The organism is Stutzerimonas nosocomialis (assembly GCF_005876855.1).
GTDB classification, from domain to species: domain Bacteria; phylum Pseudomonadota; class Gammaproteobacteria; order Pseudomonadales; family Pseudomonadaceae; genus Stutzerimonas; species Stutzerimonas nosocomialis.
The window spans coordinates 152977-169375 of record NZ_QLAE01000003.1 but is presented as its reverse complement, the minus strand read 5'-3'; the positions used below and the strand labels follow the sequence as shown (position 1 = coordinate 169375).

Here is a 16399-nt window from a genome sequence, read left to right as displayed (position 1 = left end):
ATTAAGAGAGGCGCCGCAGACAAGCGCTTGCGGAAGGCGTCACAGAAAGTTGCGCCAGTTCTTGCGCACCCCTGTGCAACAACTGGCGCAATCAGGCCAGGAGGGCCGCGGCACTAGCGCTGCAGACGTTCTGCGGGCGCCCGGCCGACGTTACGGTGCGCAGGTTCTTGCGCAGCGGTGGCTTATGACGAGCAGCTGATTTCCAGGTGCTTGCCCCATTCCGGCGGGCGCTCGGCGTAGCGCTCCATGCCCGGTTGCTCGTCGAACGGGCGGCTCAGGACCTGATGCAGTTCGCGCACGGGGGCGAAGTCGCCCTGCTCGGCGGCCTCGATGGCCTGCTGGGCGAGGTAGTTGCGCAGGATGTAGCGTGGGTTGACCGCATGCATGCGTGCCTGGCGTTCGTCCTGCGGGCCGTTGCCGGCCCGCGACCGGTAGGCGGCGGCCCAGGCATCGAAGCCGGCGAGGTCGAGAAAGTCTTCCCGCAGTCTGCGTACGGCCTGTTCGGCCGGGCTGTCGCCGAGCTCCCTGAAGAAGCGGGTGTAGTCCACCGAGCTGTCCTGCATCAGTTGCAGCAGACGCTGGATCAGTTCCTTGTCCTCATCCCGGGCGTCGACCAGGCCCAGGCGCTTGCGCATCAGGTCGAGCCAGGCCGCCTCGTAGATCGGCAGGAACAGCTCCATGCTGCCCCGCAGGGCCTGGACCTGGACGAACGGGGTCAGGGCCTGGGCCAGCGCGGCAAGGTTCCAGTGGGCGATGGGGACCTGGTTCTCGTAGGAATAACGGCCGCCATCGTCGGAGTGGTTGCAGATGAAGTGGGCGTCGAAATCGTCGAGGAAGGCGTAGGGACCGAAGTCGAAGGTGATGCCGAGGATCGACATGTTGTCGGTGTTCATCACGCCGTGGCAGAAGCCGTAGGCCTGCCAGTGCGCGATCATCCCGGCGGTGCGTTCGAGCACCTCCCGGAAGAACGAGTGATAGGGCTCCGGGTGCTCCAGGCAGTCGGGGAAATGGCACTCGATCACGTGGTCGAGCAGCTGCTTCAGGGCCTCGTGCTGCTTGGTGTAATAGAAGAATTCGAAGCTGCCGAAGCGTACGTGGCTCGGTGCCAGGCGCATCAGCATGGCGCCGCGCTCCTGTTTTTCCCGATAGACCGGCGTGCTGGAGCTGGTCACGCAGAGCGCCCGCGAGGTAGGGATGCCGAGTGCGTGCAGGTGCTCGCTGGCGAGGAATTCCCGGATCGACGAACGCAGTACCGCTCGGCCATCCCCCATGCGCGAGTACGGGGTCATGCCGGCGCCCTTGAGGTGCAGGTCCCAATGCTGGCCGGCCTCGTTGAGCACTTCGCCCAGCAGCAGGCCGCGCCCATCGCCCAGCCGGGGGTTGTAGCTGCCGAACTGGTGGCCGGAATAGACCATCGCCCGAGGTTCGGCCTCCGACCAGAGCTTGTGCCCGGAGAACAGTTCGGCGAACAGGGAATCGTCGGCCTGGGCGGGGGCGAGGTCGAGCAGCGCCATCGCTGCCGTGCTGGCGACGACCAGCTGCGGATCGGCCAGTGGCTGCGGCAGTACTTCGGTGGAAAACGTATCGCCCAGACGGGCGAAACGGTTATCGAAGGTCAGTTCGGCAAGGGTCTTCAACGGCGCGCTCCACGAATGTCAGGGCATTCTGGCACGCCCGGCGTCACGCCGGGCGCTTTCGAGGTTGGAGGCCCTGGGGTTGGCTGCGTTCCTCAGGCCTGATCGCCGGCTGCCGGTGCCGACCGGTCGGGTTTCTCGTCCGTGTCGGCGGGCTGGCCAAGCTGCAACTGCTTGCCGTCGACGTTCTTGAGGAAAACATCCACCTGGCGGAACGCGATGCTGATGCCGAGCCGGTTGAATTCACGATCGATGTAGCGGTTGATCTCGTCGGTGGCTGGGTTGCGGTCGCCCAGATCCCGTACGTGGATGCGCAGCTCGTGATCCAGGGTGCTTTCGCCGAAGTTGAGGAAGAACACCAGTGGCTCCGGATCCTTGAGCACCCTTGGATTGTCTTGCGCGGCCTGGTGCAGGACTTTCTTCACCAGGTCCAGGTCCGAGCCGTAGGCGACGCCGACCTTGATGGTGACCCGGGTGACCGTGTCGCTCAGCGACCAGTTGATCAGCTGGCCGGTGATGAAGGTCTTGTTCGGGACGATGATGTCCTTGCGGTCGAAGTCGGTGATGGTGGTCGCGCGGATGCGGATCCGGCTGACGGTGCCGGACAGGTTGCCGATGGTGACCACGTCCCCGATCCGCACGGGCCGCTCGAACAGGATGATCAGGCCGGAAATGAAGTTGGCGAAGATTTCCTGCAGACCGAAACCCAGGCCCACCGACAGTGCGGCAACCAGCCATTGCAGCTTGTCCCAGCTCACGCCGAGGGTCGACAGGGTCGAGACCAGGCCGATGCCGGCCAGGGCATAGGAGAGCAGCGTGGTGGTCGCATAGGCGCTGCCCTGGGCCAGGCGCATGCGCGACAGCACCAGGACTTCCAGCAGGCCCGGCAGGTTGCCGGCCAGCACCACGGTGATGCCGAGGATCACCAGCGCCCCGAGCAGGTCGCTCAGGCTGATCTGCGACGAGGTGGCGGTGTCGCCGGTGCCGCTGGTGAATTCGTAGAGCGTGACGTTATCGAGGTAGGAGATCACCGAGATCAGGTCCGACCAGACCCAGTACAGGGCGATCAGGAACAGGCCGAACATCGCCAGCCGGGTGAGGCGCAGCGACTGCTGGTTGACCTGCTCGATGTCCATGCCGGTTTCGCGCGGGACGTCGCCGAGTTCGCCCTTGTCCTCGTCCTGCGCCTGGCGGCTGGCCATCGCGCGCTGGTAGGCCAGGCGCCTGGCCGCGACCGTCAGGGCGCGTATCAGGGCCGCCTCGAGGACGATCCAGATCATCAGCAGGTAAAGGGTGTCGATCAGGCGGTCGGTCAGTTTCAGCGCCGTGTAGTAATAACCGAACCCGACCGCGACCATCAGCACCAGCGGCAGGACGCTGAACAGCAGGCCGATGAGCATCCGCACCGGTGGCGCGTTCTCGCTGGACGGACCCTTGAGCAGCAACTGCATCAGGCGCCAGCTCATCAGGCCGAAGCAGGTCATCACCACCACGATGCCGATGACGTCATCGGCCAGGGCCGCGGGCTGGTGCTCGGCGATCGCCACCACGGCGACCAGCGCCATGACGATCAGGCCCAGGCGGCGCACCTGGTTGCGCAGAAACGCGACCTGCGGTTTGGACCAGCGGAAGTGCGTCTCGGCGATGCGGCCGGGCGACAGCATGCGATAGGCGGCATAGAACACCAGCCAGGCTTGCGCGACCTCGTACAGCGATGCGCCCAGGCTGTAGTTCTGACCCCGGGCGTCCATCTGCAGGACGTAGCCGCAGAGCGCGAGGAACAGCGCGCCGGGCAGTGCCAGCAGCAGGTTGAGCAGCAATGCCAGCGGGGTGTGCAGCTGGCTGTCCTTGCGGAAGTGGCCGATGTCGCGCCCCATCGCGTCGAGCTTGTCCTCGATGGCCTGGCGGCGCCAGAGCAGCGCGGCGATGAGCAGCAGCAGGGGCAGGAAGAACAGCGGGCGCTCGAGCAGACCGGCGGCCAGTTCCACCAGCACCGAGGTCCAGGGCATCGCGTTGATCTGGGCTTCCAGCAGTCGGGGCACGCTGTTGAGCCAGGACAGGTCCAGCGGCTTGTTGCTCGGGATCCAGAACATCTGCTCGTCGAGCGTGTCGCGCAGGGTCTGTGCCGTCTGCTGCAGCTGGCGCTGGTTGAGCTGCAGCGTGATGGACTGGTTGAGCATCGCGTTCAGCTCGCGGTTGAGCCGGTCGAGCAGGGACGCGCGGGTGGTCATCAGGTCCAGCAGGGTCTTGCGTAGTTCCGGTGTCACGTCTTCGGACGGCTGGTTCGCGAGCAGCTGATCGACGTACGTCTGCGGGTCGGCATTGGCTTCGCGGCGCTTGTTCAGCTCGAACTGATACAGCCGGATATCGGCGATCTCGTCGGCCAGGTTGTTGTCCATGCTGATCTGGGGCAGCGCCTGCTTCTGCTGGTAGAGGATCTTCGAGAGCAGCAGGCTGCCTTCGAGCACGGCGATCTGTTCTTCGAGCGCCTGGTCGGCCTGTTTGAGGTTGTCGAGCTGCTGGCGGGTCTGCAGGTTCTGCTGGGTCAGTTTGTTGTGCCGCTCGGTGGCGCGCAGCAGGTAGTCGGAAAGCTTAAGGTTCTCCGCGCTCTCGGCGGCGACCAGCTTGTCGGAGCCGGCGAGCTGGGCCTTACGCGACAGCTCGGCGACGGTCTGCTCCGACTCTTCGCGGCGCTTGTCGTTGATCAGCGATTGCAGCGCCTCGGTTTCCTGCTCGGTACGGGCGATGCGCTCGGCCAGCAGGTCGCGCTGTGCATTGCCCAGGTCCTGCAGCAGGCTGTTGCCGCCCAGCTCCTCCCGGCGGAGTTCGATCAGCGCGTTGAGCGCGGCCAGTTCGGCGGTCAGTTGGGCGCGGCGCTCGCCCGTGATGGGCTTGCCGGACTCTCGCCCCGTCTTGAGCAGGGCGTTGACTTCCTGGATGCGCGATTGGCTGGTGCTGATTTCCGACTGCGCGCGTTCGGGGCGCGTCTGGGCGCTGATGATCAGGCTGTTGGCGCTGGCGAAGGCCTTCTGCATGTCGGCCAGCTGTTCGAGCAGCTCGGTCATCCGCTGTTCGATCGCCTGGGCGCTCTGCCGGGCGTAGCGTCCGGCGACGTCGGTCGGCGGCGTGCTCCTGAGCTTGGCCAGCTCGCGCTGGGCGTCGTTGATCTGCTTGGGCGCGCCGGCCAGCTGCTGCTTGAGGTCCGCCAGGCGCTTGGTGTTCGCGGCGGCCTGCTCGTTGAGCCGCTGGGCCTGTTCCGCGGCGCTCTGGGTCGGCTTCTGTTCGGCTTCGGCCGGGGCGGTGGAGGCCGAGTCGGGGGCGGCCTGGGCGACGCTGAAGGGGAGGAGGAGGGCGAAGAGGCTCGCCGTCAGGAATCTGTGCAAGGAGTGCATAGGCGCTTCGGCAGAAAGAAAAGGCCGAAGTCTACCTACGCTTTGAAGGGCTAGCGAGCCGCGCGGTGCCGAAGGCGTCGAACGGTCTTCGGCCCGGCTTGCGAAACTGCGCGGTGGCTCGCGTTCTCCCGCTAGAACATCAGGGTGGGGCCGGGTTTGCTGCCTTCGGGGAACTTCAGGCCGACCTTGCGCACCTCTCCACCCTCCATCGTGGCGACCGTCCAGGTCAGGCCGTTCCAGTCGATGTGGTCGCCCACCACCGGCTGGCCGCCCAGGCGACGGGTGAGGAAGGTACCGATCGACTGGCTGCCGTCGGCGTCGTCGAGCTTGAGCCCGTACAGTGCGGCGATGGCGCCGAGCTCGGCCTCGCCCTCGAGAATGAAGTCACCGAAAAAGCGCATGTCCTGGCCACGGATCGGGGCCTGGCTGAACAGCTTGCCCAGGGCGGGCAGGTCGGCTTCGTGACCGATCACGCAGAGAATGTCGTTGACCTGCAGGCGGGTGCTGCCGGAGGGGTGCAGCAGGTCCTGCCCGCGAAACAGGGCGGCGATGCGGGTGCCGGGCGGCATCTTCAGTTCGCGCAGGGCCGCGCCGACGCACCATTTGCTGGCACTGAGGCGGTAGATGAACAGCTCCCACTGGCTGGTGGTGTGCACCTGCAGGCCGGTGCGCGAGATCGGCATCGGCGAGGGCGGGACCTCGACCTTCGCCTTGCGCGCCGCCCAGCCGAGGGTCGTGCCCTGCAGCAGCAGCGAGACCAGCACGATGAAGAAGGCGACGTTGAAGAACAGTTGCGCGTGTTCCAGGCCCGCCATCAGCGGGAACACCGCGAGGATCACCGGCACCGCGCCGCGCAGCCCGATCCAGGAAATGAACGCACGTTCGCGCAGGTTGAAGCCGCGAAACGGCAGCAGGCCGATGAACACCGACAGGGGCCTGGCGAAGAAGATCATCCACAGCGACAGCAGCAGCGCCGGCACCGCGATGGGCAGCAGATCGCTGGGCGTCAGCAACAGGCCGAGCACGAGGAACATGCCGATCTGGCTGAGCCAGGCCAGGCCGTCGAACATGTGCAGGATGCCGTGGCGGTTGCGGATCGGCCGGTTGCCCAGCAGCAGGCCGCAGACGTAGACCGCGAGGATACCGCTGCCGCCCACCGCGCCGGACAGCGCGTAGATCATGATGCCGCCACTGACGGCCAACAGCGGGTAGAGGCCGTCGGCCACGTCCAGCCGGTTGATCAGCTTGAGCAGCAGCCAGCCGCCGATCAGGCCCAGCACGATGCCGATGCCGAACTGCTGGAACAGACTGAGGAAGACCGACCAGCTGAAGCTGGTGTGGCCCGAGGCGATCATGCCGATCAGGGTGACGGTGAGGAACATCGCCATCGGGTCGTTGCTGCCCGACTCGATCTCCAGGGTCGAGCCGACCCGCTCGTTCAATCCCTTGCCGTTGAGCAGGTTGAAGACCACGGCCGCGTCGGTGGAGCCGACGATGGCGCCGATCAGCAGCCCTTCGATCAGCCTGAGGTCGAACAGCCAGGCGGCGGCGACGCCGGTCAGCCCGGCGGTGATCGCCACCCCCACGGTGGCGAGCGACATCGACGGCCAGAGGGCGACGCGGAAGGTGGCCTTGCGGGTACGCATGCCGCCGTCGAGCAGGATGACGGCCAGCGCCAGGTTGCTGATGATGAAGGCCAGGTGGTAGTCGTCGAAGACGATGCCGCCGACGCCGTCGACACCGGCGAACATGCCGACCGCGAGGAAGATCACCAGGATCGGTACGCCGAGGCGGGTCGACAGCGAGCTCATCAGAATGCTTGCAGCAACCAACAGGGCACCGATAAGAAACAGGTGGTTGATGTTGCCGACGTCCAAATGAGCTCTCCAGGGCAGGTGCGCCCGGGCGGATATGCAGGGCGCATGCCATCGATTCTAACCTGATGATTTCACAGCCTGTCAAAAAAGCGCCCCTCAGCGGAGGGGCGTCGATCTCAAAGCCGTAAAAAAGACGGGCGGTGCGCCGCGGCGGCGGTCAGAACCAGCTGTCCTGCATGTCGAGCGTGGTGGTGTCGCGGGCCTCGAGCAGGTCGAGGTCGGGATGGCAACCGGGAATCTCCCAGGTCAGGAAGAAGCGCGCGGCCTGCAGCTTGCCCCGGTAGAAGTCGCCGTCGGCCGCGTTGCCACGGGCCAGGCCCTGCTCGGCGCGGATCGCCTGCTCCAGCCAGCGCCAGCCGATCACCGTGTGGCCGAACACCTTGAGGTAGAGCGCCGAGTTGGCCAGCGCCAGGTTGACCTTGCCGCCTACCAGGTCGCCGAGCAGGCCCTGGCTGATCGGCACCAGGCGGGCCAGCAGCGCCTGCAGCGGCTCGCGCAGCGGTGTCAGCGAATCGTACTGGCGTGCCTGTTCGCAGGTCTGGCGGATCAGCGCGAGCAGGTGGCGCAGGCCACGACCGCCGTTCTGCGTCAGCTTGCGGCCGAGCAGGTCGAGGGACTGGATGCCGTGGGTGCCCTCGTGGATCGGGTTCAGGCGGTTGTCGCGGTAGTACTGCTCGACCGGGTATTCGCGGGTGTAGCCGTGGCCGCCGAGCACCTGGATCGCCAGTTCGTTGGCCTTCAGGCAGAACTCCGACGGCCAGGACTTGACGATCGGGGTCAGCAGGTCGAGCAGCTCATGGGCGTTCTGCCGGGTTTCCTCGGCTTCGGCGGTGAGCTGGTCGTCGACCAGCCGCGCGGCGTACAGCCCCAGGTCGAAGGCGCCTTCTACGTAAGCCTTCTGCATCAGCAGCATGCGCTTGACGTCGGTGTGCTGGACGATCGGCACCTGGGCCGAGCTCGGGTCCTTGCCGTCCGGCAGCCGGCCCTGCGGGCGTTCGCGGGCATATTCGAGCGAATAGAGGTAGCCGGCGTAGCCGAGCATGATCGCGCCCATGCCGACACCGATACGCGCGTCGTTCATCATCTGGAACATGTACGACAGGCCCTTGTGCGGCTCGCCGACGAGGTAGCCGACGCACTGGCCGTTGTCGCCGAAGTTCAACGCCGTGGAGGTGGTGCCGCGCCAGCCCATCTTGTGGAACAGCCCGGCCAGCAGCACGTCGTTGCGCGGGCCGAGGCTGCCGTCGTCGTTGACCAGGAACTTGGGCACGATGAACAGGCTGATGCCCTTAACCCCGGGCGGGGCGTCCGGCAGCTTGGCCAGCACCATGTGCACGATGTTCTCCGACAGCGCGTGGTCGCCGCCGGAAATGAAGATCTTGTTGCCCTTGAGCCGGTAGCTGCCATCGCCGGCCGGCTCGGCACGGGTGCGCAGGTCCGACAGCGAGGAGCCGGCGTGCGGCTCGGTCAGCGCCATGGTGCCGAAGAAGCGACCCTCGATCATCGGCTGCAGGAAGCGTTGCTTCTGCTCCTCGCTGCCGAACGCCTCGATCAGGTGCGAGGCGCCCATCGACAGCATGGCGTAGGAGGAGGTGCCGACGTTGGCCGCCTGGAAATGGGCGAAGCAGGCCCGCGCCAGCAGGTTCGGCAGCTGCATGCCGCCGTCCTCGAAGCGGCGCGAGGCGTTGAGGAAGCCGGCCTCGATGAAGGCGTCGACCGCGGGCTTGACCTCGGGGATAAGAATGGCTTCGCCGTCCTTGTAGATCGGTTCGTTCTCGTCGGCCTTGCGGTTGTGCGGGGCGTAGAACTTCTCGGCGATGCCGCGGGCGGTCGACAGCGCGGCGTCGAAGGTCTCGCGGTTGTGGTCGGCGTAGCGCGGGCGTTGGGTCAGCGCTTCGGCATCGAGCACTTCGTAGAGTTCGAACGCCAGGTTGCGCGAGCTGAGCAGGGTCTCGGACATGGGGGCACCTCGGTTTTCTTGTGCGCCCGAGTCTAAGGAGGGGGCCGCGCGCCTCCTAGCTCCATCCATTGCACTGATGAAGGTCTAACACGGGCGGCGTGATGGCTCAGCGCGCCCGCGCGAACAGGCATTCGAGCAGCTGATGCAACCATCCGCCGGCCAGGCCCAGTCGCGCCAGCTGGCCTTCGGCGCGGTGGAGGTGCTCCTTCAGACGCTGGCGGGTGTGGTCGGCGCCGAGCAGGGACACGACGGTGGACTTGCCTTCGTCCTTGCCGCTGTCCTTGCCGGTCTGATGGCTGCCCAGGCTGTCGTCGAGGTCGTCGAGCAGCTGGAAGGCGTGCCCCAGTTCGACCGCGAAGCCGAACAGCAGCTTGCGCTGCAGGGCATCGCAGCGACCCAGCAGCGCCGCTATTTCCACGGCAGCGGTGAACAGCGAGCCGGTCTTGAGCTGGTTGGCGCTGGCGATGGCGTCCAGCGAGCGCTGCTGGCGCCCCTCGCGCAGGTCGACGTACTGGCCGCGCACCAGGCCTTGGGGGCCTATCGCCTGGGACAGCAGGCAAACCATCCGCGTCCGCACCGGATGTGCGACGCCCGGCGCGCAGGCCGCTACGCTGAAGGCATGGCTGAGCAGGGCGACGGCCGCAAGGATCGCGACGTCTTCACCGAACTGTACATGGATGGTCGGCCGACCGCGGCGCAGGCTGGCGTCGTCCATGCAGGGCATGTCGTCCAGAAACAGGGAGGCGGCGTGGATCATTTCCAGCGCGCAGGCGACATCGAAGGCGCCTTCGTCGAGCTGGTCGAGGTCCTGCAGGGCGAGCAGCAACAGCAGTGGGCGTATCCGTTTGCCGGGTGCCAGAGCGCCTTCGCGCATGGCGGCGGCAATGGAATCCTGCGGGTGCGTCGGGCTGGGCAGCAGCTCGCCGAGCCGGGTATCGACACGGGTACGGAGCGCTCCGAGGGCTTGCCTGAAATCCGGATGCGGGTCTGAAACAGACAGTGCCATTGGATACGCCTCCCGGTGGATGACCGCAGTGAGCCTGATATCTTGTACAGGCTGTACAAGTATCGGCACCATTAGAGACCTCGAACGTCAACATTAGGTCAGTGGACTGGGAGCGGACCATGAACGAAGAGCTTCTGGCGACACGCAAGAACGACCATCTCGATATCGTGCTCGACCCGCTGCGGGCGCGTCGGGTGGCCTCGACCGGCTTCGACGGGGTGGCGTTCGAGCACTGCGCGCTGCCGGAATTGCATCTGGATCAGGTGGATCTCGGCGCCTCGCTGCTCGGTCGCCGACTGGCGGCGCCGCTGCTGATCAGCTCGATGACCGGCGGCGCGGCGCGTGCCGTCCAGATCAACCATAGCCTGGCGGTGGCCGCCGAGACGTTGGGGATAGCGCTGGCGGTCGGCTCGCAGCGCATCGCGCTGGAAACCGAGGCCGACCAGGGGCTGACCCGACACCTGCGTCAGCTGGCGCCGAGCGTGCCGCTGCTCGCCAACATCGGCGCCGCGCAGCTGGTGGCCGGCTATGGCCTGGACCAGGCGCGCCGCGCGGTCGGGATGATCGAGGCCGATGCGCTGATCATTCATCTCAACCCGTTGCAGGAGGCCGTTCAGCAGGGTGGAGACCGCGACTGGCGCGGCGTGCTGTCTGCCATCAAGCGGCTGGCCGCCAAGCTCGACGTGCCCCTGGTGGTGAAGGAGGTGGGCGCCGGGCTGTCGCCCCGGGTGGCGCGGCAGCTGGTCGAGGCCGGGGTGTCGGTGCTCGACATCGCCGGGGCCGGCGGCACCAGCTGGGCGGCCGTGGAGGCCGAGCGCGCCGCCGACCCGCAACAGCGGGCGATCGCCCAGGCGTTCGCGGGCTGGGGAATTCCCACTGCGCTGGCGCTGCAACGGGTGCGTCAGGAGTGTCCGGGAACGACGCTGATCGCCTCCGGCGGCATTCGCGATGGCGTCGATGCGGCCAAGGCGATTCGTCTGGGGGCCAACCTGGTCGGCCAGGCCGCCGGAGTCCTGGATGCCGCGCTGCTTGGCCCCGAGGCGGTCATCGAGCACTTCCAGGTGCTGATCCAGCAGCTGCGCGTGGCCTGTTTCTGCACCGGTTCGGCGAACCTGGCCGCGCTGTCCCGAGCGCCGCTGCTGACCGATGGTGCGCGATGACGCATTTCGCCGTCATCGCGCCTCCTTTTCACAGCCATCTGCGCGCCCTCGAAGCGATTTCCTGCGAACTGATCGGGCGCGGGCACCGGCTGACCTTCATCCAGCAGGCCGACGTTCGCGCTGCCCTGAGTCATCCCGGACTGCAGTTCGCCGCGGTGGGTGCCGCCAGCCATCCGCCCGGTTCGATGCGGGCGATCATATCCCGTGCCGCCAACCCCGGCGGGCCATGGGGACTCAAGAGGGTGATCGCCGACCTGGCGACCGCGACCGACATGCTCTGCCGCGAAGCGCCGCTGGTGCTGTCGAGCCTGGGCGTGGAGGCGGTGATCGCCGACCAGATGGAGCCCGCCGGCGCGCTGGTGGCCGAATCGCTGGGCTTGCCCTATGTCTCGGTCGCCTGCGCGCTGCCGTTCAACCGCGAGCCGCGGGTGCCGTTGCCGGTGATGCCCTGGCGCTACCAGGCGACGCCCTGGGGCGAGCAGCTCAACCTGCACAGCGCCCGAGTCTACGACTGGATGATGCGGCCCCACGGCGACGTGATCGCGGCCCACGCCGAAGCGTTCGGCCTGGTGCCGCGCCAGACCCTCAGCGAATGCCTCTCGCCCTTGCTGCAGATAAGCCAGACACCGGCCGGCTTCGATTTTCCCCGCCAGGCGCTGCCGGATCATGTCCATGCGGTGGGCCCGCTGCGCCTGCCGCTGCGGGACGAGCCGCCGTTGAACGTGCCCATCGAAGCGCGCCGGCCCTTCGTGTTCGCGTCCCTCGGCACCCTCCAGGGGCACCGTTTCGGGTTGTTCCAGCGCATCGCCAGGGCCTGTCGTGAGCTTGACGTGCAGTTGCTGCTGGCCCACTGCGGCGGGCTGGACGGCCGCCAGGAGCAGCGGCTGTACCAGGACGGCGCGACCTGGGTGACGGACTTCGCGCCGCAGCGCGCGGTGTTGGCCAACGCCCAGGCGGTGATCACCCACGCCGGGCTCAATACCGTGCTCGATGCGCTGGAAGCCGGCGTTCCGGTGCTGGCGCTGCCGATCGCCTTCGACCAGCCCGGCGTGGCCGCGCGGGTCGAATACACGGGCGTCGGCCTGCGCCTGAACCATCGGCTCGCCCGCGGTCGCAGCCTTTGCAGCGCCCTGTCGCGGCTGCTGGGCGAGCCGGGCTTTCGCGAGCGTGCCGGCGCTCTGGGGCGCGACGTTCGGCTGTCCGGCGGTGCGCCGCGCGCCGCTGATCTGATCGAAGCGGCGGTCAGGCGCAACCGGCCGCTGGTGAGGGGTGTCGATGACCTTTGATGCCGACCTCATCCTCGTCGGTGGCGGCCTGGCGAACGGCCTGCTCGCCTGGCGGCTGCACGAGGCACGGCCGGGGCTGCGGGTGTTGCTCCTCGAACAGGGTCCGGTGCTCGGCGGCAATCACACCTGGTCGTTTCATGAGCATGACCTGAGCGCAGCCCAGCATGCCTGGATCGCCCCACTGGTCTCGCAGCGCTGGGATCACTACCGGGTCATCTTTCCCCAGCTGCGGCGAGCGCTGCGCAGCGGCTATGCCTCGCTGCTGTCCGGCCAGTTCCATCGGTGCCTGACGGAGCGGTTGGGCGATGCCGTGCGCCTCGATGCCGAGGTGGCAACGGTGGAGCCGCAGCGGGTGGTGCTGGCGGGCGGCGAGGTGCTGAGGGCGCCCGCGGTGATCGACGGCCGGGGCGTGCGCCGCAGCCGTCATCTGGCCCTGGGCTTTCAGAAATTTCTCGGCCAGGAGGTGCGACTCGCCGCGCCCCATGGCCTGGGCGGGCCGATCCTGATGGACGCGAGCGTGGCCCAGCACGACGGCTACCGGTTCATCTACGTGCTGCCGCTTGCCGCCGACCGCCTGCTGATCGAGGACACCTACTACGCCGACGGCGAGGCGGTCGCGCCCGAAGCCCTGCGCGACAACATCGCCGCTTACGCCGCTGCCCAGGGCTGGCGCATCAGCGGGATCGAGCGGGAAGAGCAGGGCGTGCTGCCCATCGTGCTGTCGGGGGACATGGAGGCGTTCTGGCGCGAGGCCAACGGCGTGCCCCTGAGCGGCCTGTCGGCCGGCCTGTTTCATCCGACCACCGGCTATTCGCTCCCCGATGCGGTGCGCCTGGCCGACCACCTGCTCGCGCTCGACCGCTGGGCCAGTGCCGAGCTGTGCGCGGCCATCGGCGCGCATGCGCGGCGGCAATGGCGTGAACGCCGGTTCTTCCGGCTGCTCAACCGCATGCTGTTCATGGCCGGGCGGCCGGACCGTCGCTGGCAGGTCATGCAGCGTTTCTACCGGCTGCGCGAGCCGCTGATCCAGCGCTTCTATGCGGCGCGCCTGACCCCCTGGGACCGGCTGCGCATCGTTTCCGGCAAACCTCCGGTTCCGGTCGGCGAGGCGATGCGTGCGCTGGCCGCCGGCAACCTGCACCTCAAGGGCTCCCGATGAGTAGATTCGAACGCGTTGGATCCGCGCCCAGGCGCGCGGTGGTCATCGGCGCCGGCTTCGGCGGCCTGGCCCTGGCGATCCGCCTGCAGGCCGGCGGCGTGCAGACCACCGTGCTGGAGAAGCGCGACAAGCCGGGCGGCCGCGCGTACGTCTGGCACGATCAGGGTTTCACCTTCGATGCCGGCCCCACGGTGATCACCGATCCGGCGGCCCTCGAGGAGCTGTTCACCCTGGCGGGCAAGCGCATGGCCGACTACGTGGAGTTGCTCCCGGTGAGCCCGTTCTACCGGCTGTGCTGGGAAGACGGCTACCGCTTCGACTACGTCAATGACCAGGCGGAGCTGGATCGCCAGATCGGCGCGAAGAACCCGCGCGACGTGGACGGTTACCGGCGCTTTCTCGATTATTCGCGTGCGGTCTACGAGGAGGGCTACGTCAAGCTCGGCAGCGTGCCGTTCCTATCCTTTCGCAGCATGATCAACGCCGGGCCCCAGCTCGCCAAACTTCAGGCCTGGCGCAGCGTCTACGGCATGGTGGCCCGCTTCATCGAGGACGACCAGTTGCGCCAGGCGCTGTCGTTCCACTCCCTGCTGGTGGGCGGCAACCCGTTCGAAACCTCGTCGATCTATGCCCTGATCCACGCGCTGGAGCGCCAGGGCGGGGTGTGGTTTCCCCGGGGCGGCACCGGGGCGCTGGTCAACGCCATGGTGCGGCTGTTCCAGGATCTGGGTGGGCATCTGGAGCTCGAGGCGCCGGTGGCGCGGATCGACCTTGAGGGTGGTAGGGTGAGTGGCGTGGTCACCGAGGACGGGCGCCGCTTCGACACCGATGCCGCCGCCTCCAATGCCGACGTGGTGCATACCTACAAGGCGCTGCTGAGGCACGAGCCGCGCGGCCGGCAGGAGGCGGCGCGGTTGTCGAAGAAGCGCTTCTCGATGTCGCTGTTCGTCATCCACTTCGGCCTCAAGCGCCGTCACCCGCACCTGCAGCACCACACGGTCTGCTTCGGGCCGCGCTATCGTGAGCTGATCGACGACATTTTCCGGCGCGAGACGCTGGCCGACGATTTCTCGCTCTACCTGCATGCGCCCTGCGTGACCGATCCGTCGCTCGCGCCCGAAGGCTGCGCCAGCCACTACGTACTCGCGCCAGTGCCGCACCTGGGCACGGCCGACATCGATTGGGCCGTCGAGGGGCCGCGTTATCGCGACCGGATCTTCGACTACCTGGAGCGCCACTACCTGCCGGGGTTGCGCGAGGATCTGGTGACCCATCGGATCTTCACGCCGCACGATTTTCGCGACGAGCTCAACGCGCACCTGGGCTCGGCCTTCTCGCTGGAGCCGATCCTCACCCAGAGCGCCTGGTTCCGCCCCCACAACCGCGACGACAAGATCCCCAATCTCTACGTCGTCGGCGCCGGCACCCATCCGGGCGCCGGCGTGCCGGGCGTTGTCGGCTCGGCCAAGGCCACGGCGGGGCTGATGCTCGAAGCGCTGCAGCAGGGCGTACGGCCATGAACGAGCAGGTTGTCAGTCACTCGACCCAGGCGATCAACCTCGGCTCCCGGAGCTTCGCCGCGGCCGCCAGGCTGTTCGACGAGCGCACCCGGCAGAGCGCGGTGATGCTCTATGCCTGGTGCCGGCATTGCGACGACGTGATCGACGGGCAGGTGCTCGGGCATGGGCAGCAGGCGGGCGATCGCTCGGCAGGCCAGACGCGCCTGGCCGAACTGGTGGAACTCACCGAGCAGGCGTATCGAGGCCGGCCGATGAGCGATCCCGCATTCGCCGCGTTCCAGGCGGTGGTGCAGCGCCATGCGATCCCGAGGCGGTATCCGCTGGAGCATCTGCAAGGGTTTCGCATGGACGTCGAGGACCTGCATTACCAGTCCCTCGACGACACGCTGCTCTACTGCTACCGGGTCGCCGGCGTGGTGGGGCTGATGATGGCGCGGGTGATGGGCGCCGAGGACGAGGCCACGCTCGATCGCGCCTGCGACCTGGGGCTTGCCTTCCAGCTCACCAATATCGCGCGTGACATCGTCGAGGACGCGGCCATCGGCCGGGTCTACCTGCCGGCCGAATGGCTCGCCGAGGTCGGGGTGCCCGCCAGCGAGCTGGCCGAGCCGCGACATCGGCGGGCCCTGGCCGTGCTGGCGGCGCGGCTGGTGGACCTGGCCGAACCCTATTACGCCTCGGCGCTGCAGGGGCTCGCCGACCTGCCGTTGCGCTCGGCGTGGTCGATCGCGACCGCCCATGCGGTCTATCGACAGATCGGTATCGAAGTCAAGGCACGCGGCGCCCATGCCTGGGATAGCCGGGTGTCGACCAGTCGCGCGCAGAAGCTGTGCTTTCTGCTCGGCGGTGCCGGGACGGCGCTGGCTTCTCGCTGGATGAAGGTCAGGCCGCGTCCTGCCGGTCTGTGGAGCCGGCCTCGCTAGCGCGGCGCAGTCGCCCGCCGTGCAGTTCGCGCAGCTGCTGGCGCAGCACGGCCACCGGCGGCGCGTAGAGAAAGCCGAACGAGACGCAGCGCTCCCTGCCTTCGACCGCATGGTGCAGCCGGTGCGCCTGGTAGAGCCGCTTGAGGTAGCCGTTGCGCGGCACGTAGCGCAGCGGCCAGCGGTGATGCACCAGGCCGTCGTGGGCGACGAAGTAGAAGAACCCATAGGCCGTCATCCCGGCGCCAACCCATTCGAGCGGGCTGTATCCGGCGGTGCCCAGGGCGATCAGCACGATCGCGATCCCGGCGAACACCACGGCGTAGAGGTCGTTCTTCTCGAACCAGCCGGTGCGCGGCTCGTGGTGGGAGCGATGCCAGCCCCAGCCCCAGCCGTGCATCACGTACTTGTGCGCCCACCAGGCGAACAGTTCCATCCCGGCGAGGGTTGCGAAAAACACCAGCGAATTGAGCAGCAGCGTCATG

General features: G+C 67.7%; 11 protein-coding genes. 5 read left to right on the top strand and 6 right to left on the bottom strand.

Annotated features, from left to right (window positions below):
• Nucleotides 1–182 precede the first annotated feature (182 nt).
• From selO to DN824_RS02890, 5 genes are all read right to left on the bottom strand, one after another.
• Nucleotides 183–1637 (bottom strand): protein adenylyltransferase SelO, encoded by a 1455-nt coding sequence (gene selO / locus DN824_RS02910; protein WP_138406898.1) that lies wholly within the window; start codon nucleotides 1635–1637, stop codon nucleotides 183–185.
• A gap of 92 nt (nucleotides 1638–1729) precedes the next feature.
• Entirely contained in the window at nucleotides 1730–5026 is a 3297-nt protein-coding gene (gene mscK / locus DN824_RS02905; RefSeq protein ID WP_138406897.1) for a mechanosensitive channel MscK, read from the bottom strand.
• A gap of 131 nt (nucleotides 5027–5157) precedes the next feature.
• Entirely contained in the window at nucleotides 5158–6903 is a 1746-nt protein-coding gene (locus DN824_RS02900) for a potassium/proton antiporter (protein WP_138406896.1), read from the bottom strand.
• Nucleotides 6904–7060: 157 nt separating this feature from the next.
• The gene (locus tag DN824_RS02895) at nucleotides 7061–8863 is read right to left on the bottom strand and encodes an acyl-CoA dehydrogenase (RefSeq protein WP_138406895.1); all 1803 of its coding nucleotides are present in this window, start codon (nucleotides 8861–8863) and stop codon (nucleotides 7061–7063) included.
• Nucleotides 8864–8969: 106 nt separating this feature from the next.
• Entirely contained in the window at nucleotides 8970–9869 is a 900-nt protein-coding gene (locus tag DN824_RS02890) for a polyprenyl synthetase family protein (protein WP_138406894.1), read from the bottom strand.
• Nucleotides 9870–9988: 119 nt separating this feature from the next.
• On the opposite strand from DN824_RS02890, the gene fni reads away from it, so the two are divergent.
• The 5 genes from fni to DN824_RS02865 are packed head-to-tail and all read left to right on the top strand — an operon-like array spanning nucleotide 9989 to nucleotide 15917.
• Nucleotides 9989–11029 carry a type 2 isopentenyl-diphosphate Delta-isomerase gene (gene fni / locus DN824_RS02885; RefSeq protein ID WP_138406893.1) on the top strand — a complete coding sequence of 347 codons (1041 nt, stop codon included), beginning with the start codon at nucleotides 9989–9991 and terminating at the stop codon, nucleotides 11027–11029.
• Entirely contained in the window at nucleotides 11026–12315 is a 1290-nt protein-coding gene (locus DN824_RS02880; protein WP_138406892.1) for a glycosyltransferase, read from the top strand. The genes fni and DN824_RS02880 overlap by 4 nt, the downstream gene beginning before the upstream one ends.
• The gene (gene crtY / locus DN824_RS02875) at nucleotides 12305–13474 is read left to right on the top strand and encodes a lycopene beta-cyclase CrtY (RefSeq protein WP_138406891.1); all 1170 of its coding nucleotides are present in this window, start codon (nucleotides 12305–12307) and stop codon (nucleotides 13472–13474) included. The genes DN824_RS02880 and crtY overlap by 11 nt, the downstream gene beginning before the upstream one ends.
• Complete coding sequence (locus DN824_RS02870) at nucleotides 13471–14994, top strand: phytoene desaturase (protein ID WP_138406890.1); 1524 nt, start codon at nucleotides 13471–13473, stop codon at nucleotides 14992–14994. The genes crtY and DN824_RS02870 overlap by 4 nt, the downstream gene beginning before the upstream one ends.
• Entirely contained in the window at nucleotides 14991–15917 is a 927-nt protein-coding gene (locus DN824_RS02865; RefSeq protein ID WP_138406889.1) for a phytoene/squalene synthase family protein, read from the top strand. The genes DN824_RS02870 and DN824_RS02865 overlap by 4 nt, the downstream gene beginning before the upstream one ends.
• On the opposite strand, the gene DN824_RS02860 is transcribed toward DN824_RS02865, so the two are convergent.
• Nucleotides 15877–16398 (bottom strand): sterol desaturase family protein, encoded by a 522-nt coding sequence (locus DN824_RS02860; protein WP_138406888.1) that lies wholly within the window; start codon nucleotides 16396–16398, stop codon nucleotides 15877–15879. The genes DN824_RS02865 and DN824_RS02860 overlap by 41 nt on opposite strands.
• Nucleotide 16399 lies beyond the last annotated feature (1 nt).

What these genes read in the sequence shown, in the direction of transcription:
- DN824_RS02880 (WP_138406892.1), top strand. Translation starts at nt 11,026, where the DNA reads ATGACGCATTTCGCCGTCATCGCGCCTCCTTTTCACAGCCATCTGCGC.
- DN824_RS02890 (WP_138406894.1), bottom strand. Translation starts at nt 9,869, where the DNA reads ATGGCACTGTCTGTTTCAGACCCGCATCCGGATTTCAGGCAAGCCCTC.
- crtY (WP_138406891.1), top strand. Translation starts at nt 12,305, where the DNA reads ATGACCTTTGATGCCGACCTCATCCTCGTCGGTGGCGGCCTGGCGAAC.
- fni (WP_138406893.1), top strand. Translation starts at nt 9,989, where the DNA reads ATGAACGAAGAGCTTCTGGCGACACGCAAGAACGACCATCTCGATATC.
- DN824_RS02860 (WP_138406888.1), bottom strand. Translation starts at nt 16,398, where the DNA reads ATGACGCTGCTGCTCAATTCGCTGGTGTTTTTCGCAACCCTCGCCGGG.
- DN824_RS02865 (WP_138406889.1), top strand. Translation starts at nt 14,991, where the DNA reads ATGAACGAGCAGGTTGTCAGTCACTCGACCCAGGCGATCAACCTCGGC.
- DN824_RS02870 (WP_138406890.1), top strand. Translation starts at nt 13,471, where the DNA reads ATGAGTAGATTCGAACGCGTTGGATCCGCGCCCAGGCGCGCGGTGGTC.
- mscK (WP_138406897.1), bottom strand. Translation starts at nt 5,026, where the DNA reads ATGCACTCCTTGCACAGATTCCTGACGGCGAGCCTCTTCGCCCTCCTC.
- DN824_RS02895 (WP_138406895.1), bottom strand. Translation starts at nt 8,863, where the DNA reads ATGTCCGAGACCCTGCTCAGCTCGCGCAACCTGGCGTTCGAACTCTAC.